This window comes from Rhodococcus aerolatus, from assembly GCF_054783215.1.
This window is the reverse complement of sequence record NZ_BAAGQZ010000011.1, coordinates 44367-63667: the sequence shown is the minus strand read 5'-3', so window position 1 is coordinate 63667 and position 19301 is coordinate 44367. Positions and strand designations below refer to the sequence as shown.

The 19301-nt window shown below is 75.4% G+C and carries 18 protein-coding genes; 6 read left to right on the top strand and 12 right to left on the bottom strand.

Going from position 1 to position 19301, the window contains the following annotated elements:
* Nucleotides 1–67: 67 nt before the first annotated feature.
* The 6 genes from lipA to lpdA all read right to left on the bottom strand — a co-directional run bounded on the left by lipA (nt 68) and on the right by lpdA (nt 7689).
* On the bottom strand, nt 68–1072 hold the full coding sequence (lipA, locus tag ACYVOF_RS05610) for a lipoyl synthase (RefSeq protein ID WP_460864573.1): 1005 nt from the start codon (nt 1070–1072) through the stop codon (nt 68–70).
* A gap of 62 nt (nt 1073–1134) precedes the next feature.
* Entirely contained in the window at nt 1135–1890 is a 756-nt protein-coding gene (gene lipB / locus ACYVOF_RS05605; protein WP_460864571.1) for a lipoyl(octanoyl) transferase LipB, read from the bottom strand.
* A 10-nt stretch (nt 1891–1900) separates the two neighbouring features.
* Nucleotides 1901–3166, bottom strand: coding sequence for an NAD(P)/FAD-dependent oxidoreductase (locus ACYVOF_RS05600; RefSeq protein ID WP_460864569.1), 1266 nt, complete (start codon nt 3164–3166; stop codon nt 1901–1903).
* A gap of 1 nt (nt 3167) precedes the next feature.
* A complete protein-coding gene (locus ACYVOF_RS05595; protein ID WP_460864566.1) occupies nt 3168–4055 on the bottom strand; it encodes a TIGR01777 family oxidoreductase in 888 nt (295 codons plus the stop codon).
* A gap of 110 nt (nt 4056–4165) precedes the next feature.
* Nucleotides 4166–6220, bottom strand: coding sequence for a 2-oxoglutarate dehydrogenase, E2 component, dihydrolipoamide succinyltransferase (gene sucB, locus ACYVOF_RS05590; protein WP_460864563.1), 2055 nt, complete (start codon nt 6218–6220; stop codon nt 4166–4168).
* Between the two features lie 86 nt (nt 6221–6306).
* Nucleotides 6307–7689 (bottom strand): dihydrolipoyl dehydrogenase, encoded by a 1383-nt coding sequence (gene lpdA, locus ACYVOF_RS05585; protein WP_460864675.1) that lies wholly within the window; start codon nt 7687–7689, stop codon nt 6307–6309.
* Nucleotides 7690–7952: 263 nt separating this feature from the next.
* Here lpdA and ACYVOF_RS05580 point away from each other — a divergent pair, with 263 nt between their 5' ends.
* Nucleotides 7953–8288, top strand: a complete 336-nt coding sequence (locus ACYVOF_RS05580) for an oxidoreductase (RefSeq protein ID WP_460864674.1) — start codon at nt 7953–7955, stop codon at nt 8286–8288.
* A 22-nt stretch (nt 8289–8310) separates the two neighbouring features.
* Here the strand turns inward: ACYVOF_RS05580 and ACYVOF_RS05575 are convergent, their stop codons facing one another.
* Nucleotides 8311–9822 carry a leucyl aminopeptidase gene (locus tag ACYVOF_RS05575; protein ID WP_460864561.1) on the bottom strand — a complete coding sequence of 504 codons (1512 nt, stop codon included), beginning with the start codon at nt 9820–9822 and terminating at the stop codon, nt 8311–8313.
* A 96-nt stretch (nt 9823–9918) separates the two neighbouring features.
* Here ACYVOF_RS05575 and gcvT point away from each other — a divergent pair, with 96 nt between their 5' ends.
* The gene (gene gcvT / locus ACYVOF_RS05570) at nt 9919–11028 is read left to right on the top strand and encodes a glycine cleavage system aminomethyltransferase GcvT (protein WP_460864560.1); all 1110 of its coding nucleotides are present in this window, start codon (nt 9919–9921) and stop codon (nt 11026–11028) included.
* Nucleotides 11029–11092: 64 nt separating this feature from the next.
* On the top strand, nt 11093–12202 hold the full coding sequence (locus ACYVOF_RS05565) for a branched-chain amino acid aminotransferase (RefSeq protein WP_460864558.1): 1110 nt from the start codon (nt 11093–11095) through the stop codon (nt 12200–12202).
* Nucleotides 12203–12215: 13 nt separating this feature from the next.
* Here ACYVOF_RS05565 and ACYVOF_RS05560 read toward each other — a convergent pair whose 3' ends face one another.
* The 3 genes from ACYVOF_RS05560 to ACYVOF_RS05550 are packed head-to-tail and all read right to left on the bottom strand — an operon-like array spanning nt 12216 to nt 14652.
* A complete protein-coding gene (locus ACYVOF_RS05560; RefSeq protein WP_460864556.1) occupies nt 12216–12971 on the bottom strand; it encodes an adenosylcobinamide-GDP ribazoletransferase in 756 nt (251 codons plus the stop codon).
* Entirely contained in the window at nt 12968–14080 is a 1113-nt protein-coding gene (gene cobT, locus ACYVOF_RS05555; protein ID WP_460864554.1) for a nicotinate-nucleotide--dimethylbenzimidazole phosphoribosyltransferase, read from the bottom strand. The genes ACYVOF_RS05560 and cobT overlap by 4 nt, the downstream gene beginning before the upstream one ends.
* Before the next feature lie 44 nt (nt 14081–14124).
* Nucleotides 14125–14652 carry a bifunctional adenosylcobinamide kinase/adenosylcobinamide-phosphate guanylyltransferase gene (locus ACYVOF_RS05550; protein WP_460864553.1) on the bottom strand — a complete coding sequence of 176 codons (528 nt, stop codon included), beginning with the start codon at nt 14650–14652 and terminating at the stop codon, nt 14125–14127.
* 67 nt (nt 14653–14719) lie between these two features.
* On the opposite strand from ACYVOF_RS05550, the gene ACYVOF_RS05545 reads away from it, so the two are divergent.
* Nucleotides 14720–14917, top strand: coding sequence for a hypothetical protein (locus tag ACYVOF_RS05545; protein ID WP_460864552.1), 198 nt, complete (start codon nt 14720–14722; stop codon nt 14915–14917).
* On the opposite strand, the gene ACYVOF_RS05540 is transcribed toward ACYVOF_RS05545, so the two are convergent.
* A complete protein-coding gene (locus ACYVOF_RS05540) occupies nt 14914–15528 on the bottom strand; it encodes a DUF3043 domain-containing protein (RefSeq protein ID WP_460864550.1) in 615 nt (204 codons plus the stop codon). The two genes, ACYVOF_RS05545 and ACYVOF_RS05540, sit on opposite strands and share 4 nt — an antisense overlap.
* Before the next feature lie 166 nt (nt 15529–15694).
* Between ACYVOF_RS05540 and ACYVOF_RS05535 the strand changes: the two genes are divergently transcribed.
* Nucleotides 15695–16075, top strand: coding sequence for a HesB/IscA family protein (locus ACYVOF_RS05535; protein WP_460864549.1), 381 nt, complete (start codon nt 15695–15697; stop codon nt 16073–16075).
* Nucleotides 16076–16312: 237 nt separating this feature from the next.
* Nucleotides 16313–17290, top strand: a complete 978-nt coding sequence (locus ACYVOF_RS05530) for a carbohydrate kinase family protein (RefSeq protein ID WP_460864548.1) — start codon at nt 16313–16315, stop codon at nt 17288–17290.
* 30 nt (nt 17291–17320) lie between these two features.
* Here ACYVOF_RS05530 and asnB read toward each other — a convergent pair whose 3' ends face one another.
* Nucleotides 17321–19243, bottom strand: a complete 1923-nt coding sequence (asnB, locus tag ACYVOF_RS05525) for an asparagine synthase (glutamine-hydrolyzing) (protein ID WP_460864546.1) — start codon at nt 19241–19243, stop codon at nt 17321–17323.
* Nucleotides 19244–19301 lie beyond the last annotated feature (58 nt).

Sequence of the window (19301 nt, the reverse complement as noted above, 5' to 3'; positions counted from 1 at the left end):
GCGCCACGATACGGCGCGGTGCGGACCGCCCGCGCCCCGCGGGACCGGCGGCGCGGCCCGCCCCGGGCTACTGGCGGGCGAGGACCGCGCTGGCCTCCTGCGAGGCGGTGCCGGCCCCCGCGAGGTGGGTGAGGTTCTCGGGCACCTGCTCGCCGCGGTGCGCGACGGCCTGGGTGTAGAGCCGGCCCGCGCGGTAGGACGAGCGCACCAGCGGCCCGGCCATGACCCCGGCGAAGCCGAGCTCGGTCGCCACGTCGGAGTGGGCGACGAACTCCTCGGGCTTGACCCAGCGGTCCACCGGGTGGTGGCGCGGGCTGGGACGCAGGTACTGGGTGATGGTGATGATCTCGCAGCCCGCGTCGTGCAGGTCGGCGAGCGCCTCGTCCACCTCGTCGGGGGTCTCGCCCATGCCCAGGATCAGGTTGGACTTGGTGATGAGGCCGTCCTCGCGCGCGGCGGTGATGACGTCGAGGCTGCGCTCGTAGCGGAAGGCCGGCCGGATGCGCTTGAAGATGCGCGGCACGGTCTCCACGTTGTGCGCCAGCACCTCGGGCCGGGAGGAGAAGACCTCGGCCAGCTGCTCGGGCACCGCGTTGAAGTCGGGGATGAGCAGCTCGACGCCGGTGCCGGGGTTGAGCGCCTTGATGCGGCGGACCGTCTCGGCGTAGAGCCACGCCCCGCCGTCGTCGAGGTCGTCGCGGGCGACGCCGGTGATGGTCGAGTAGCGCAGGCCCATGGCCTGGACCGACTCGGCGACCCGGCGCGGCTCGTCGCGGTCGAGGTCGGCGGGCTTGCCGGTGTCGATCTGGCAGAAGTCGCAGCGCCGCGTGCACTGCTCACCGCCGATGAGGAAGGTGGCCTCGCGGTCCTCCCAGCACTCGAAGATGTTGGGGCACCCGGCCTCCTCGCACACCGTGTGCAGGCCCTCGCGCTTCACCAGGCCCTTGAGCTCGGTGTACTCCGGGCCCATCGTCGCCCGGGTCTTGATCCACGACGGCTTGCGCTCGATCGGGGTCTCGGAGTTGCGGATCTCCAGTCGCAGGAGCTTGCGTCCGTCAGGCTGCGCGGTCACCGGTCGAGCCTACGCCGGGTGATCGCCACGGGCTCAGGCCCGGCAGGGGGCCCGGGCCGGTCTCACGCCCGGCTGAGCCGCTCGTCGAGCTCGAGGCGCAGCCCGGGGACGGCCGGCACCGGCGTCCGGACCAGGTCCCGCTCGGTCACCGCCAGCACCCCCTCCAGCGCGGCGACCACGGCGGCGGTGGTGCGCTCCCGGACCTCGGCCACGGTGACGTCGCGGCCGAGCTCCACGGACAGCGAGGTGACGCCGGCGTCGGTGATGCCGCAGGGGACGATCGCGCCGAAGGCCGTCAGGTCGGGGTCGCAGTTCAGCGCGAAGCCGTGCAGCGTGACGCCGCGGGCGACGCGGACCCCGATGGCGGCGACCTTGCGCTCGGGGCGCTCGGCGGTGGCGGCCAGCCACACCCCGGTGCGGCCCTCGACGCGGCCGGTGACCAGGCCGAGGTCGTCGCACACGCTGATCAGGGCCTGCTCCAGGCGGCGCACGTGGTCGACGACGTCGATGGGGTCGGCGAGCTTGAGGATGGGGTACCCGACCAGCTGGCCGGGCCCGTGCCAGGTGATCTTGCCGCCCCGGTCGACGTCGACCACCGGGGTGCCGTCGACGGGGCGCTCCGCGTCGGTGGTGCGCCGGCCCGCGGTGTAGACGGGCGGGTGCTCGAGCAGCAGCAGCGTGTCGGGCCCGGTGCCGTCGGCGCACGCGGCCGCGAGCTCGCGCTGCTGCGCCCACGCCTGCTCGTAGTCGACGGTGCCCAGGACGCGGACGTCGAGCGCGGCGTCGGAGCGGGCGCGTGCGGATCCCCGGCGAGGCATGGCTGCGACGCTACGCCCGGGCGAGCCGCGCCAGCACGGCCGCGGCGGTGCGCCGCCCACCCGCCATGGCCCCCTGCAGCGAGGGCGAGTCCCGGTGGTCGCCGGTGACGAACAGGCCGTCGCCGAGGTCGACGTCGCGCCGCAGCCCGGCGGGGGTGGGCGGGGTCAGCACGGGCAGCGCCACGGGGACCTCGGCGGTGTGCAGGTGGGTCCAGCCGCGCGGGTCGGTGCCCAGCAGCCGGCCGGCGTGGCGGCGCACCTGCGCCTCGGTGGCCGTGCCGGTGCCGAGCACGGAGCTCGACACCAGGGCCCGGTGGTCGGGGGAGTAGCTGGGCGCGGCCGCGGTCATGACCACGGTGTTGACGACCGGGCCGCCCGCCGCGTCGAGGTGCAGCAGCGGCTCGTCGGTCGGGGCCTCGTCGGCCACGTGGTAGTAGGTGGTGACGGACCGGACGGCCGGGGCGGGCAGGTCGGGCAGCAGGTCGGTCACCCGGTCGGGGTCGACGGCCACGACGACCGCGCGCGCGGTCAGCGGGCCCGAGTCGGTGCCCACCCGGGTCCCGGTGACCGAGCGCGCCGGGGTGCGCAGCCGCACGGTGCCCGCCGGCAGCCGCGCGGCGAGCTGGGTGGGCAGCGCGGCGATGCCGCGGGAGGGCACGGTGACGGTGCCGCGCAGGAAGGTGCGCCACACCAGGGCGGCGTAGCGGGCGGAGGTCTCGAGCCGGTCCTCCAGCAGCACCCCCGCCAGGAACGGCCGGAAGAAGCGCTCGGTGGCCCCACCGCCCAGCCCCGCGCGCTCCAGCATCGCGGCGACGTCGACGTCCTCGCGGTCCACGGCCTCGTGCCCGGGGTGCAGGAAGATCGGGGCGGAGAACGCGACCAGCGCGAGCTTCTCCCGCAGGGTGAGCAACCGGTCCACCGCGGTCCGCGGCGCGCTCAGCGGGGCCCGCAGGGGGTGGCGCAGCACGTGCAGCGCACCGTCGTCGGTGCGCACCGCCGCGCCGGTCGAGAACGCGCGCAGGTCGAGCGCGTCGAGGTCGGCCTCCCGGCGCAGCGCCGGGTAGTCGGTGTTGAGCACCTGGAAGCCGCGGTCGCAGTGGAACCCGTCGACCTCGTCGGTCGCGACCCGGCCGCCGACCCGGTCCGCGGCCTCGACGACCACCACGTGGCGCCCGGCGTCGGCGAGGTGGCGGGCGCACACCAGCCCGGCCATCCCGGCGCCCACCACGACGACGTCGGCGTCGACCGTCCCGCCGCTCCCGGGTGAGCCGGTCACGTCAGACCGCGATGGCGGACATGGCCTGCCCGAGCGTGCGGTGGGTGAAGGTGAACCCGGCGTCGAGCAGCGCCCGGGGCACCGCGTTCTGCCCGGCGAGCACCCCCTCCTCGGCGAACTCGCCCAGCACGGCCTTGAGCGCGACGCCGGGGACCACCCACGGCGCGGGCCGGCTGTAGGCCGAGGCGAGGACGGAGTTGAACTCCCGGTTGGTGACGGGCTCCGGCCCGGTCAGGTTCAGCGGGCCCGACACCGCGTCGGTGGTCAGGGCGAAGACGATGGCGTCGACCTCGTCGCGCAGCGAGATCCAGGGGAAGTACTGCCTGCCGTCGCCGAGCCGGCCGCCGAGGGCGAGCTTGTAGAGCGGCCGCAGCTTGTCCATCAGGCCGCCGTGGGCGCTGAGCACCAGGCCGGTGCGCAGGTGCACCACCCGCACCCCGGCGGTGTCCGCGGCCTGCGTGGCGCGCTCCCAGTCCACGCACACCTGCGCGAGGAAGCCCTCGCCGGCGGGGTGGGACTCGGTGACCTCCGTCGAGCCGGTGTCGCCGTAGTAGCCCACCGCGCTGGCGTTGACCAGCGTGCGCACCCCCCGGGCGGCGACGGCCTTGGCGATGGTCTCGGTGGGGTCGAGCCGGCTGTCCCGGATGGCCTGCTTGTACGAGCCCGACCAGCGCTTGTCCCCGACGCCGACCCCGCACAGGTTGACCACGGCGTCGGTGGCGTCGAGCGCGTCCTCGGGCACGCGCCCCGCGGTGGGGTCCCACCGCACCTCGTCCCCGCCCGTCGGGTCGCGGCGCACCATGCGGGTCACCTCGTGCCCGGCGCCGCGCAGGGTGGTGACGAGCTCGGTACCGATGAGGCCGGAGGAGCCGGCGACGAGGACGCGCATGGCGGTGATCCTCGTCCGCCGGGCTGCGCCCCGCCAACCGGCCGGGCCCTGACCGACCGACGGCCGCCACCCCGGGTGCGGGGTGGCGGCCGTCGGTCGCGTGCGGCGGACTACAGGCCCAGGTCACCCTCGAACGCGGCCTCCTCGAGGCGGCGCTTGATGGTGGAGAGGAAGCGACCCGCGTCGGCGCCGTCGACCAGCCGGTGGTCGTAGGTCAGCGGCAGGTAGACCACCGAGCGCACGGCGATGGTGTCGCCACCCAGCTCGTCGGTGACCACGACCGGGCGCTTGACGATCGCCCCGGTGCCCAGCATCGCCGACTGCGGCGGGACCAGGATGGGGGTGTCGATGAGCGCCCCCTGGCTGCCGATGTTGGTGATGGTGAACGTGCCGCCGGAGAGCTGCTCCGGGGTGAGCTTGTTGGTCCGCGCCTTGTCGGCGATGTCGGCGATGGCCCGGGCAAGGCCACCGATCGACAGGTCGCCGGCGTTGTGGATGACGGGCGAGAGCAGGCCCCGCTCGGTGTCCACGGCGATGCCCAGGTGCTCGGCGGCGTGGTAGGTGATCTCCTTCGAGCCCTCGTCGTAGGAGGCGTTGACGTTCGGGTGCGCCTTGAGCGCCTCGACGACGGCCTTCGCGAAGAACGGCAGGTAGGTGAGGTTCACGCCCTCCCGCTCGGCGAACGACTTCTTGGCCCGCGCCCGGAGCGCGACCACGCGGGTCATGTCGACCTCGTGGACCTGGGTGAGCTGCGCGGTGGTCTGCAGCGACTCCCGGGTCTTGGTCGCGGTGATCTGTCGGATGCGGCTCGCCTTCTTCACCGTGCCGCGCAGCGCGGCCAGCTCGGGGCTGGGCTGCGGGGCGGGGGAGGCCTTGGCCGGGGCCTGGGCGGCCGGGGCCGAGGACGTCGCGACCTCCTCCTGGGCCGGCGTCTGCTGCGCGGCCTTGGCGTCCTCCGCCGCGGCCAGCACGTCCTGCTTGCGGATGCGCCCGCCGACCCCGGTGCCGGACACCGTGGACAGGTCGACGTCGTTCTCCGCGGCGAGCTTGCGCACCAGGGGCGTCACGTAGGGCGAGGCGTCGCCGCTGGGCCGGTTCTTCTCCGCCGCGTCGTCGGCCGCCTTGGCCGCGGTGGCCGGGGCGTGCCCGGAGGTGGCGGACCCGGACGCCTCGGCGTCGGCCTTCTCGGTCTGCTTGGCGCTCGAGCCCGAGCTCGAGCCGGCATCGTCGGAGTCGTCGGGGGCGGCGTGCTTGGCCGTCGCGCCCGAGCCGGCGCCGCTGTCCCCGCTCCCGTCCCCGGAGGAGTCCTTGCTGGAGTCCTTGCTGGCGTCCTTGTCCGAGGCCTCGGCGCGGGCGGCCTCGTCGTCCTTCTCCTCGGCCTCCAGCGGGGTCTCGTCGGAGTCGGAGGCGGAGCCCTCCGTGCTGTCCGCGCTGTCGCCCGAGTCACCGGAGCCCGAGGACCCGTCGCCGTCGGGGTCGCCGATCGTGGCCAGCGCGCCGCCGACCTCGACCGTCTCGTCCTCCTCCGCCGCGATGGAGAGCAGGGTGCCCGCGACCGGCGAGGGGATCTCGGTGTCGACCTTGTCCGTGGAGACCTCGAGCAGGGGCTCGTCGACCTCGACGGTGTCACCGACGGACTTGAGCCACCGGGTGACGGTGCCCTCGGTGACGCTCTCGCCCAGGGCGGGCATCTCGACCGTCGTGCCCGAGCCACCACCGGACCCGCCCGAGCTGCTGCCACCCGAGCTGCCGCCGGTGGGCTCGGCGTCGGCCTCGACGGTCTCCTGCGGCTCGGCGTCGCCGTCGGCGGAGTCGCTGCTGCCCCCGCTGGGCTCGTCCGGGTCCTCGGCGTCCCCGCTGTCGGCCGCGTCGTCCCCGGCCGAGCTGCTGCTGTCGCCGGACCCGCTGTCGTCGGACCCGCCGTCGTCACCGTCCCCGATGACGGCGAGCTCGCCGCCGACCTCCACGGTGTCGTCCTCCTGCGCCACGATCTTCTGCAGCACGCCCGCGGCGGGGGACGGGATCTCGGTGTCGACCTTGTCCGTGGAGACCTCGAGCAACGGCTCGTCGACTTCGACCGTGTCCCCCTCCTGCTTGAGCCACCGGGTCACGGTGCCCTCGGTGACGCTCTCGCCCAGTGCGGGCATCTCTACGGAGAAGGCCATGTCCTTCGACTCCTCGTGGCGCGGTCGTGGTGTGTCGGGTGGTCCGGGTCGAGCAGGTGGAACGGGTCGAGCTCAGCCGTGGGTGCTCAGCCGTGCGAGTGCAGGGGCTTGCCGGCGAGGGCCAGGAAGGCCTCGCCGATGGCCTCGGTCTGCGTCGGGTGGGCGTGCACCAGGGGGGCGACGTCGTCGGCGTAGGCCTCCCAGCCGACGATGAGCTGGGCCTCGGCGACGAGCTCGCCGACCCGCTCGCCGACCATGACGACCCCGACCACGGGGCCCTGCTCGTCGGCCGCGCCCTGGCGCACCACCTTGACCCCGCCGGCGGTCTTGAGGATCTGGCTCTTGCCGTTGCCCGCGAGGTCGTAGACGAGGCTGGTGACCTTGCCGTACTTCTCCTCGGCCTGGGCCTCGCTGAGCCCCACGGAGGCCACCTCGGGGTTGGAGTAGGTGACGCGGGGGATGCCGGTCTCGTCGATGACGGGCGGGTTCAGCCCGGCCACGTCCTCGGCGACGAAGATGCCCTGCTGGAAGCCGCGGTGGGCCAGCTGCAGACCGGGGACGATGTCACCGACGGCGTAGACCCCGTCGAGGTTGGTCCGCAGCCGCTCGTCGGTGAGGACGAAGCCGCGGTCCATCTCCACGCCTGCCTCCTCGAAGCCGGTGCCCTGCGTGCTGGGCCCGCGGCCGACGGCGACGAGCAGCAGGTCGGCCTCGATGGTGGTGTCGTCCTCGAGGGTGACCGTGACGGTGTCGTCGGTCTGCTCGGCGCTCGCGAACTTCACGCCGGTGGTGAACTTGATCTTGCGCTTGCGGAAGGCCCGCTCGAGCTGCTTGGAGGCCCACTCGTCCTCGGCCGCGACCAGCCGGGGCAGGCCCTCCACCACGGTCACCTGGGCGCCGAAGGAGGCCCACACGCTGGCGAACTCGACGCCGATGACGCCGCCGCCGAGCACGACGACCCGCTCCGGGACGTGGTCCAGGCCCAGGGCCTGCTCGCTGGTCATGATCCGGCCGCCGATCTCCAGGCCGGGCAGCGTCTTGGCGTAGGAGCCGGTGGCCAGGACGACGGCCTTGTCCGCGACGTACCGGGTCCCGTCGACCTCGACCGTGCGGTCACCGACGAACGTGCCTGTTCCCTCGACGTAGGTGACCTTGTTGGCCTTCACCAGGCCCTGCAGTCCCTTGTAGAGCTTGCTGACGACGCCGTCCTTGTACTTGTTCACCCCGGGCATGTCGATGCCGTCGAAGGTGGACTTGACGCCGAAGCTCGCGCCCTCGCGCGCGCCGTCGGCGATCTCCGCCGCGTGCAGCAGCGCCTTGGTGGGGATGCACCCGCGGTGCAGGCACGTCCCGCCGACCTTGTCGTGCTCGATGAGGGTCACGGACAGGCCGAGCTGCGAGGCGCGGAACGCTGCCGCGTAGCCGCCCGAGCCGCCGCCCAGGATCACGAGGTCGGTGCTGTCGGTCAACGTCGTCTCCATCTCTGTGTCCCGGCCGCGCGACGCCCGGGCCGGTGGGCCCCGGGTCTCGCGGTCACGGGCGCGAGTGCTGCTGGTGAACCCATCCTTCCACTTGTGACCCCGCGTGGTGTGCGGAGCCCGGGGGCGGGTCGCGACCCGCCCGCCCCGGTGCGCCGCGCTGGCACCATCGAGGGCGGGGCGGTCACCCGGACCGCGCCCCGACCGGGACGAGGTGCGACGTGGCCCTGCTGAGCAGGTGGCGGACGGGTGGGCTGCGCCGGCGGGCGCGCCGCGTGCTGGGCCGGGGCCCGGCCGTGACGCCGGAGGCGGCCCGCCACCTCGCGGAGTGGACCCGGGCGCGGCACGGCGTCGAGGCCTTCGTCGAGCCGCCCACCACGGTCACCGAGCTGACGGTCTGCCTCGTCGCGCACGACGGCGAGTGGACCCGCCGGCGCATCGGCGACGCCCGCAGCGCCCGACGCCTGGGGGAGGAGCTGGCCATCCCCGTCTACGACGTCGGCAAGGTCGGCTACCCGCAGCGGATGCGCGACCACGACGCCCGCGAGCGGGTCCTGCGCCGCCGGGAGCGGCGGGAGCGGGACACCTGACCCGACCCGCCGCCCGCCCGGCTCAGCCGTGCGCGGCGACGTCCTCCAGCACGGCCAGCAGGGTGCGCACCGGCACGCCGGTGCCGCCCTTGCCGGTGTAGCCGTGCGGGCTGCCGGTGTTGAACGCCGGGCCCGCCACGTCGACGTGCGCCCACTGCACGTCCTCGGCGACGAACTCGCGCAGGAAGACCCCGGCCACGAGCATCCCGGCTGCCCGGTCGCCCGCGATGTTGGCCAGGTCCGCCACCCGGGAGTCCAGCCCCTCGCGCAGCTCGTCCGGCAGCGGCATGGCCCAGCCGCCCTCGCCGACCTCGCGGGAGAGGCGGGCGACCCGGTCGCGGAAGTCGTCGGTGCCCATGACGCCGGGGGTCCGGTTGCCCAGGCCCACCACCTGCGCCCCGGTGAGCGTGGCGGTGTCGACGAGGTAGTCGGGGTCGTCCTCGCAGGCCCGGACGATGGCGTCGGCCAGGATCAGCCGGCCCTCGGCGTCGGTGTTGAGGACCTCGACGGTGGTGCCGCCGTACTGGGTCAGCACGTCGCCGGGGCGCTGCGCCGTCGCGGACGGCATGTTCTCCGCCATCGGCACGGTGGCGGTCACGGCGACGGGCAGCGCGAGCTCCGCCGCGGCGACGACGGTGGCCACGACGGCCGCCGCGCCGGCCATGTCGGAGGTCATGGCCTCCATGCCCGGGCCCGGCTTGAGCGAGATGCCGCCGGTGTCGAACGTGATGCCCTTGCCCACCAGCGCCACCGTCGGGTTCCGGCGGGCCTTGCGCCCGGCCCCCTTCCAGGTCAGCCGCACCAGCCGGGGCGGGCGCGACGAGCCCTGCCCGACGCCGGTGATGCCGCCGTAGCCGCCCTTGGCCAGGGCCTTCTCGTCGAGCACCTCGACGTCGAGTCCGGCGGCACGGCCCAGCGCGGCCGCCCGGTCGGCGAACGAGGCGGGGTAGAGGTCGTTGGGCGGGGTGTCGACCAGCTCGCGTGCGGTGAGCACCGCACGCCCGACCACGACCGCCCGGGCCAGCGCGGCTTTCGCAGGAGCGCCGCGCGGGCTGTCGACGACGAGGTCGACCTCGGCCAGCGGCGCGGTGCCCGCCTCGGAGCGGTAGGTGCGGAAGACGTGCGCGCCGAGGACGGTGCCCTCGGCCGCCGCGCCGAGGTCCAGGCCGGCGAGGGTGGTGGCCGCGCGGGTGGTGCCGGCGAGCGCCCGGGCCGCCACCCCGCTGGCCCGGCGGACCTGCTCGGCGGTGGGGGCGTCGCCCTCGACCTCGCCCAGGCCGACGGCGAGCAGCCGGGGCGCGACGAGGTCGCCGCGGGTGGGCAGCGTCGTCGTGGTGCCCGCCTTCCCGGTGGCGCCGAGCTCGACGAGCTCGTCGAGCAGCGTGGTGCCGTCGAGCAGGTCGGTGCCGACGACGCGGGGGCGGTCGCCGTCCGGGGCGAGCGCGACCACCACCACGTCGGTGCCCCGGCCGGGGGAGGCGACGAGCCGCAGCTGCGGCAGGGCGGGGGTGGTGACGGTGGTCTTCGGGCTCACGGTCGGCGGGCTCCCTGGTGGTCGGTGGCGGTGACGACCCGGGGTGGCCAGGTCGTTGTCGATGCTATCGACCACCGGGTGACTACGGTCGGGCGCGTGACGGACCCTGCTGCCCCCGCCCTGCGTCGCACCTCGGTGCACGCCCAGCACGTCGAGCTGGGCGCGGTGCTCGCGCCCTTCGGCGGCTGGGAGATGCCGGTGTCCTACGCGGGCACGGTGTCCGAGCACCTCTCGGTGCGGCAGGCGGTCGGCGTGTTCGACGTGGGTCACCTGGGCAAGGCGCTGGTGCGCGGACCCGGTGCGGCCGCGTTCGTCGACCGCTGCCTGACGGCGAGCCTGGGCCGCATCGCCCCCGGCCAGGCGCAGTACACCTTGTGCTGCACCCCCTCCGGCGGCGTGGTGGACGACCTCATCGCCTACCTCGTCTCCGCCGACGAGGTGTTCCTCGTGCCCAACGCCGCCAACACCGCCGCGGTGGTGGCCGCGCTCGCGGCCGTCGCCCCCGGCGGCGTCGAGGTGACCGACCTGCACACCTCCTACGGGGTCCTCGCCGTGCAGGGTCCCCGCTCGGCCGAGGTCCTCGACGCGCTCGGCCTGCCCACCGACGTCGACTACATGGCCTGGCGCGACGCCACCTGGGACGGCCGCCCGGTCCGCGTGTGCCGCACCGGCTACACCGGCGAGCTCGGCTACGAGCTGCTGCCCGCGTGGGACGACGCCCCCGACCTGTTCCGTGCCCTGCTCGACCTCGCCGTGCCCCGCGGGGGGCAGCCGTGCGGCCTCGGCGCCCGCGACACCCTGCGCACCGAGATGGGCTACCCGCTGCACGGCCACGAGCTCACCCCCGCCACCAGCCCCGTGCAGGCCCGCTCGGCGTGGGCGGTCGGCTGGGACAAGCCGGAGTTCTTCGGCCGGGAGGCGCTGCTCGCCGAGCGGGCGGCGGGCCCCGCGCGCCGGATGTGGGGCCTGCGGCTGCTCGACCGGGGCGTGGCCCGGGAGGGGATGACCGTGCTGCGCGACGGCGCGGCCGTGGGGACGACCACCTCGGGCACGTTCTCCCCGACGCTCAAGGTCGGCATCGCGCTGGCCCTGCTCGACACCGCGGCCGGGATCGGGAAGGGCGACGAGGTCGCCCTCGACGTGCGCGGCCGCACCGTGCGGGCCGAGGTCGTGGCACCGCCGTTCGTGCCCTCCCGCACCCGCTGAGCAGGCCGCGGCGGGCTGGGAAACCGGCTCGGACCCGGCCGGGGTGCGGGCCTACGATGCCCCCATGACCGCCGCGCCGACCTTCACCCGCGCCCAGCACCCGGCCCCGATGGCGGTGGCCGAGCGGGGCGAGCTGCTGCTGGCCCCCGGCTTCGGCCGGTACTTCACCGACCACATGGTGAGCGCGTCGTGGAGCGCCGACGCCGGGTGGCACGACGCGTCCGTGGAGCCCTACGGGCCGGTCGAGCTCGACCCCGCGGCCAGCGTGCTGCACTACGGGCAGGCCATCTTCGAGGGCCTCAAGGCCTACCGGCAGCCCGACGGGACGATCGCGTCGTTCCGGCCTGGCGCCAACGCCGAGCGGTTCCGCACCTCCGCCCGTCGCCTGGCCATGCCGGAGATGCCCGACGAGTGGTTCCTGGGGTCGCTGCGCGCCCTGCTCGAGGCCGACGAGGGATGGGTGCCCGAGTCCGGGGGGGAGTCCTCGCTGTACCTGCGGCCGTACCTGTTCGCCACCGAGGCCGGCCTCGGCGTGCGGCCGGCCCGCGACTACCGCTACCTGCTCATCGCCTCGCCCGCCGGGGCCTACTTCGCCCAGGGCGGGGTGAGCCCGGTCAGCGTGTGGCTGTCCACCGAGTACGTCCGGGCGGCCCCGGGCGGCACCGGCGCGGCGAAGTTCGCCGGCAACTACGCTGCCTCGCTGCTGGCCCAGGCCCAGGCCGCCGACGAGGGCTGCGACCAGGTGGTCTGGCTCGACGCCCTCGAGCGGCGGTGGGTCGAGGAGATGGGCGGGATGAACCTGTTCTTCGTCCTCGGCGACGGCGACGACGCCCGGCTGGTCACCCCCGAGCTCTCCGGCTCGCTGCTGCCCGGCATCACCCGCGACTCGCTGCTCACCCTCGCCCGCGACCGGGGCATGGCCGTCGAGGAGCGCCGCATCTCCACGGAGGAGTGGGAGAAGGGCGCGGAGTCCGGCGAGATCACCGAGGTGTTCGCCTGCGGCACCGCCGCCGTCATCACCCCCGTCGGACGGGTCAAGCACGCCGAGGGCGAGTTCGAGGTCGCCGGCGGGCAGGCGGGCCCGGTGACCCTGGGGCTGCGCGAGACGCTGACCGGCATCCAGCGCGGGAGCGTCGCCGACCCCCACGGCTGGATGACGACGCTGCACGGCTGAGCCCCCGGGGTCCTCAGCGCAGCGAGGACACCACCAGCACGGCCGTCACCGCGACCTCGCAGGCGGCGCCCAGCACGTCCCCGGTGACCCCGCCGAGGCGGCGCACCACGTGGCGCAGCGCCGGCGCCAGCAGCGCGGCGGCCAGCACCACCCCCGCCGGGCCCACCCACCAGCGCCCGGGCACGGCCGCCACCGAGGCCAGCAGCAGCGCCGCGGTCCAGGCCGCCGGCCGCCACCCCGGCTGGGTGCCGGCCACGGTCGCACCGAGCCCCGTCGGGGTGGCGGCGGGCACGCCGCGCACGCACGCCCAGACCACCGCGACACGTCCGGCGGCCACCGCGAGCACCACCGCGGCCCAGCGGCCCCAGGCGGCCCCCCCGCCCACCGCGACGGCCTGCGCGCCGAGCACGAGCAGCAGCACGGCCACCGCGAACGGCCCGGCCCCGCCGGAGCGCATCACGGCCAGCGCGCGCTCGGGCGCGCCGTAGCAGCCCAGGCCGTCGACGGTGTCCGCGAGCCCGTCGAGGTGCATGCCGCGGGTCAGCAGGCCCAGGGCGCCCACGGTCAGCAGCCCCACCAGCAGCGGCGCCGCCCCGGCCGCGGTGAGCAGCGCCGCCAGCGCGGCCGCCCCCGCACCGAGGCCGACCCCGACCAGCGGGGCCCAGCCGACCGCCGCGCCCCCCGCGGCCCGGTCGACCTCCGCCGGGCCGCGCACCGGCAGCACCGTCAACCAGGACGTGGCCAGCCGGGCGCCGTCGAGCGCGCTCACGTCGGGGGCGGCGAGGCGGGGTCGGCGTCCGGGCCCGCCACCCCGGCCTCGTCGAACGTGGCCATCTCGCCGAGCACGTGCACCGCAGCCGTGAGCAGCGGCAGCGCGAGCAGCGCGCCGGTGCCCTCGCCGAGGCGCAGGTCGAGGTCGAGCAGCGGCACCAGGCCGAGGTCGGCCAGGGCCAGCACGTGGGCGGGCTCGGCGGAGAGGTGCCCGGCCACCCACCAGTCGCTCGCCCCCGGCGCCAGCCGCTCGGCCAGCATGGCCGCCGCGGCGACGACGACACCGTCCAGGACGACGGGGGTGCGGCGCACCGCGGCCTGGGCGAGGAAGCCCACCATCGCGGCCAGGTCGGCGCCCCCGACCGTGCGGAGCAGGGCCAGCGGGTCGGCGACCACGGGGCGGGCCCGGCGCAGCGCGTCCCGGATCGCGGCGGCCTTGCGCATCCAGGCGTCGTCGTCGATGCCGGTGCCGCGGCCGACCACGGCGACGGGCTCGGTGTCGGTGAGCGCGGCGACCAGGACGGCGGCCACGGTGGTGTTCCCGATGCCCAGGTCGCCCAGCACGAGCAGGTCGGCCCCCGCGTCGACCTCCTCCTCGGCCGCCACCCGGCCCGCGGCCACGGCGGCGGCCACCTCCACCTGGCTCAGCGCGTCCTCCCGGTCGATCGAGCCGGACCCGTCGCGCACCTTGAGGGCGCGGACCAGCTCGGGGAGGTCCTCGCCCGGCGTGCCCGCGTGGTCGACCGCGACGTCGAGCACCCGCACCGACGCCCCGGCGAGACCGGCCAGGACGTTGACCGCCGCCCCGCCCGCGAGCACCGCCCCCACCACCTGGCGGGTCACGGCCGGCGGGTACGCGGACACCCCGTGCGCGGCCACCCCGTGGTCCCCGGCCACGACGACCACACGCGGCCGGGCGAACGGGTGCGGCGGGCACTGGCCCTGGCACGCGGCGACCCAGGCGCCGAGCTCCTCGAGCCGGCCCAGCGAGCCCGCGGGCTTGACCAGGGTGCGGTGCCGGGCCAGCGCCTCGCGCAGCGCACCGCCGTCCGGGGCGGTCACCGGGTCGAACCGGGGTGCGGTCGGGTCGTCGCTCTGCTCGGGCACGGGTCCTCGTCTCGGGTGGGGGCGGGCGGGGTCGGGGCGGTGCGTCAGTGCAGCCGCAGCGGGATGCCCGCGACGAGCAGCAGCACCGCGTCGCACTCCTGGGCGAGCCGGGCGTTGAGGCGGCCGAGCTCGTCGCGGAACAGCCGGCCCGAGCGGGTGGCCGGCACCACGCCCAGGCCCACCTCGGGGCTGACGAGCACCAGGTCGTCCCGGCTCGCGGCCACCGCGTCGACCAGCGCCGTGCACCGGGGGCCGACCGTGCCGCGGGGGGCGTCCCAGGCGGCCGCGTCGTCGATCTCGTGGGTCAGCCAGGTGCCGAGGTCGTCGACCAGCCGGGTGCGTCCCGCGGCCGGGGTGCCCAGCAGGGCCACGAGGTCGACGTCCTCGACGGTGCGCCACGGCGCGGGCCGGCGGCGGCGGTGCTCCGCGACGCGGGCGGCGAAGTCGGTGTCGGCCGGGTCGGGCCGGGCGGTGGCGACGTAGTCGACGTCGGCCGGGTCGGTGTCGTCGAGCAGGCCCTCCGCGTGCGCGGACTTGCCCGAGCGAGCCCCACCGAGCACCAGCGTCCGCACGGGCGGTGACGCTACCGTCCACCCGGCGGTCCGACCGGGCCGCCGGGTGCGAGCAGGGGAGCGGGCAGTGGCCTTCCGGTGGCGCTACGAGGACGCGGACGGGGCGGCCGTCGACGGCCCGGCCGAGGAGTTCGACGACCAGGCCGAGGCCGAGGGGTGGTTCTCCGACGTCTGGCCCGACCTGCGGGCGGCCGGCGTGGCCCAGGTGGTGCTGCTCGACGGCGAGGCCCGCGTCTACGGGCCCATGGGTCTGGACGAGGCCTAGACCGCGTCGCCGGGCTTCACGCGCGGGCGGGGGGCCCGCAGCCGGCGCAGCTGGGAGGCGCGGACGAAGGAGTACCAGCCGAGCTTGACCGCCCCGGCCTGCTCCTCGGGGTAGCGCTCGTGGACCCGCTTGCTCACCAGGCGGGCCAGGAAGACGCCCTCGGCCACCATGAACAGCAGCATCACCAGCATGGCCAGCGAGATCGTCGCCTGGACCTGCGGGGCGGCGATGTAGGAGACGACCACCAGCAGCGCCAGCGGCATGAACAGGCCGATGAGGTTGCGGCGGGCGTCGACGACGTCGCGGGCCAGCGCCTTGGCCGGGCCCCGGTCGCGGGCCAGGACGTAGCGGTCGTCGCCGGACATCATCCGCTCGCGGCGCTCCGCGGAGGCGCGCTTGCGGTCCTGCTTCGTCCCGCCGGTCGCCTTGGAGCGCTTGTAGGCCTCGCGCTGGGTGGTCGGCGGCGGCGCGACGGGCCCGCGGCGGCGGGCCTCGGCGTCACGGCGCTTCGGGGTGGGCCTGCCCTTGCGCCCGTCCGCGGGGGCGGTCTCCACCACGGCCTGCGGCGCGGGGGCGGTGTCGGCGGTGCTGCGGCGTCCCGGGAGCTTCACGCCCGCCAGGGTAGGCGAGCCGCAGGTGGGGCGAGTCACGCCGGCCCGCGCCGGGCCGGGCCGCTCGCGCGGGGGGAACAACCGGTCCGGGGGTACCGTTGCTCCCAGCACGGCCACGGGTGCGCGACGAGCGTCCCGCGGCAGCCGGCACGAGTAGGGAGATCCCATGACCGTCCAGGACGAGACCGCCACCGCGGCCACCGGGCAGGCCGACACCGAGACCCACGGCGTGATCATGACCGAGACGGCGTCGTCCAAGGCGAAGGCGCTGCTCGACCAGGAGGGTCGCGACGACCTGGCGCTGCGCATCGCGGTGCAGCCCGGCGGGTGCGCGGGCCTGCGCTACCAGCTGTTCTTCGACGACCGCAGCCTCGACGGCGACCTGGTCAAGGACTTCGGCGGGATCACCCTCGCCGTGGACCGGATGAGCGCGCCCTACGTGCAGGGCGCCTCGATCGACTTCGTCGACACCATCGAGAAGCAGGGCTTCACGATCGACAACCCCAACGCGACGGGCTCCTGCGCCTGCGGCGACTCCTTCAACTGAGCCGCCGACCCGGCTGCGGCCGGGGCCGTGACGTGTGACCTGCCGAGGCCGCCACCCCACCCGGGTGGCGGCCTCGGCCGCGTCCGGGGGTGCCCCGGGCCCGGCTCACCGGGCCCCGGCCCGGCGTCCGCCACTACGGTGGGTGGTCGTGGCTCGTCAGCGCCACGACCGTCAGCACCACGACGACCCGGGGCGACAGCCGCACCCGACGCACCCGCACCAGGAAGGGCCCGCCACGTGACCATCGCCGTCACCGGATCCATCGCGACCGACCACCTCATGCACTTCCCCGGCAAGTTCTCCGAGCAGCTGCTCTCCGACCGGCTCGACCGGGTCTCGCTGAGCTTCCTCGTCGACGAGCTGGTGGTCCGTCGCGGCGGCGTCGGCGGCAACATCGCCTTCGGCCTCGGGGTGCTGGGTGGTGCGCCGCTGCTGGTCGGCGCGGTGGGGGCCGACTTCGCCGAGTACCGGGCCTGGCTGTCCGACCACGGCGTCGACTGCTCCGGGGTGCACACGTCCGAGGAGCGGCACACCGCCCGGTTCGTGTGCACCACGGACCAGGACATGGCCCAGATCGCGTCGTTCTACTCCGGCGCCATGGCCGAGGCCGCCGACATCGACCTCGCCGCGCTGCTGGCCGAGCGCAGCGACGTCGAGGTGGTCATCATCGGCGCCGACGACCCGGCCGCCATGACGCGGCACAGCGAGGCCTGCCGCTCGGTGGGCCGGGCGTTCGCCGCCGACCCCTCCCAGCAGCTCGCCCGGATGGACGGCGACCAGGCCCGCGAGCTCATCCGCGGCGCCGAGTACCTGTTCACCAACGACTACGAGTGGGACCTGCTGCTGCAGAAGACGGGGCTGAGCGAGGCCGAGGTGCTGGGCCAGGTAGGCATGCGGGTGACCACCCTGGGGGCCAAGGGCGTGGAGATCGTGGCCGCCGACGGGACGTCGCTGCACGTGCCGGTGGTCCCCGACGACCACAAGACCGACCCCACCGGGGTGGGCGACGCGTTCCGCGCCGGCTTCCTCACGGCGCGGACGGCCGGGTTGTCCCTCGAGCGCGCGGCCCAGCTCGGCTCGTTCGTGGCCGTGCTCGTGCTCGAGACCGTCGGCACCCAGGAGTGGACGCTGGACCGCACCACCGCCCTGGAGCGGCTGCGCGGCGCCTACGGCGACGAGGCGGCCGACGAGCTCGGCGCGGTGCTCCCGGGCTGACCCCGACTTGACCGCGACCGCGGGCCCGGCCTACAGCACGACGGGGTAGGCCGGCTCCGCGATCTCGGGACGGATGCGCTCCTCGACGAAGATCCCGTGCCAGATCATGAGCACGAGCACCGTCCAGATGCGCCGGCTGTGGTCCGCGGTGCCCGCCCGGTGCTCGTCGAGCATCCGCAGCACCGCGGACCGGTCGACCAGGTGGTCGGTCTGGGACTCCGAGACCACCTGGTGCGCCCAGTCGTGCAGCTCGTCGCGCAGCCACAGCCGGATCGGCACCGGGAAGCCGAGCTTCGCCCGGTTGAGCACGTGCTCGGGGACGATCCCGTCCAGGGCGCGGCGCAGCGCGTGCTTGGTCGTCGCGGGGGTGATCTTCTCCTCCTGCGGCAGCGTCCGTGCCACCTCGAGGACCTCCTGGTCGAGGAACGGCACCCGCAGCTCGAGCGAGTTGGCCATCGTCATCTTGTCGGCCTTGACGAGGATGTCCCCGCGCAGCCAGGTGAACAGGTCCAGGTGCTGCATGCGGGCCACCGGGTCCCAGTCGCGGGACTGCGCGTAGATCGGGGCGGTGACGTCGGTGTGGCCCCACTCGGGCCGGAAGTCGCGCAGCACTGCGCGCAGCTGCTCGTCGCGGAAGCTGCGGGCGTTGCCGTAGTAGCGCTCCTCGAGCGGCTTGGACCCGCGGCGCAGCAGGTCCTTGCCGCGGCGACCCTCGGGGACGAGCTTCTCCAGCCGACCCACCCCGCGGCGCAGCCGGGGCGGCAGCCTGTCGAACGGGGCCAGCGAGAGCGGCTCGCGGTAGATGGTGTACCCGCCGAAGAGCTCGTCGGCGCCCTCGCCGGACAGCACGACCTTGACGTGGCGGCGCGCCTCCCGGGCGACGAACCACAGCGGCACCAGCGCCGGGTCGGCCACCGGGTCGTCGAGGTACCAGACGATCTCCGGGATGGCGGCCGCGAACTCCTCCGGGCCGACGGTGCGGACGACGTGGCGCACCCCGATGGCCTCGGCGGACTCCGCGGCCACGTCGACCTCGGAGTACCCCTCGCGCTCGAACCCGGTGGTGAAGGTGATCAGGTCGGGGTTGTGCCGCTTGGCCAGCGCGGCGATCGCGGTGGAGTCGATGCCGCCGGAGAGGAACGCCCCCACCGTCACGTCGGCCCGCATGTGCTTGGCCACCGAGTCCTCGAGGGCCTCGGTGATCTCCCGGTAGCGGGCCTGCGCCTCGCCGGCGCGGAACGGCCGCGCGGGGAACGTGGGCCGGAAGTAGCGGTGCAGCTGGGGCGCCCCGCCGGGGAACACCCGGGCCGTGGTGCCGGACTCCAGCCGGGTGATGCCGCGGTGCAGCGTCTCGGGCTCCGGCACGTACTGCAGCACCGTGTAGTGCTGCACCGCGCGCGGGTCGACCTCGGTGCTGACGCCGAGCACGTCGGCCAGCTCGAGCAGGCTCTTCTTCTCGCTGGCGAAGGCGGTGCCGCCCGGGCCGGTGGCCAGGAAGAGCGGCTTGATGCCGAACGGGTCGCGGGCCAGGAACAGCGAGCGCTCCACCGTGTCCCACACGGCGAACGCGAACATCCCGCGCAGCCGCGGCACCGCCGCCTCGCCCCAGTGGTGGTAGGCGGCGACGATGACCTCGGAGTCGCCCTCGGTGGCGAACTGCGCCCCGACGGTCTCGACGAGCTCGGCCCGCAGCTCGAGGTAGTTGTAGATCTCGCCGTTGAAGACGAGGGCGTAGCGCTCGGGCTGCTCCGGCGGCCCCCAGCGCAGCGGCTGGTGGGAGTGCTCGACGTCGATGATGGAGAGCCGGTTGAAGCCGTGCACGACGTCGTCGTCGGACCAGGTGCCCGACTCGTCCGGGCCCCGGTGGCGCTGGCAGTGCAGCGCGGCCCCGACCGCCTCGGCGCAGCGCGCCGCGGAGCCGTCGGGGGTCAGCAGGCCCAGCAGTCCACACACGGTCTCGTCCGCACCTCTCGTCGCCGGTCGCCGGGCGGGCGACGCGGTGGCGCCCATC

Bases quoted from the DNA above. Each gene is read 5' to 3' on its own strand.
- sucB (WP_460864563.1), bottom strand. From the start codon at position 6,220: ATGGCCTTCTCCGTAGAGATGCCCGCACTGGGCGAGAGCGTCACCGAG.
- ACYVOF_RS05535 (WP_460864549.1), top strand. From the start codon at position 15,695: ATGACCGTCCAGGACGAGACCGCCACCGCGGCCACCGGGCAGGCCGAC.
- lipB (WP_460864571.1), bottom strand. From the start codon at position 1,890: ATGCCTCGCCGGGGATCCGCACGCGCCCGCTCCGACGCCGCGCTCGAC.
- ACYVOF_RS05595 (WP_460864566.1), bottom strand. From the start codon at position 4,055: ATGCGCGTCCTCGTCGCCGGCTCCTCCGGCCTCATCGGTACCGAGCTC.
- ACYVOF_RS05565 (WP_460864558.1), top strand. From the start codon at position 11,093: ATGACCGCCGCGCCGACCTTCACCCGCGCCCAGCACCCGGCCCCGATG.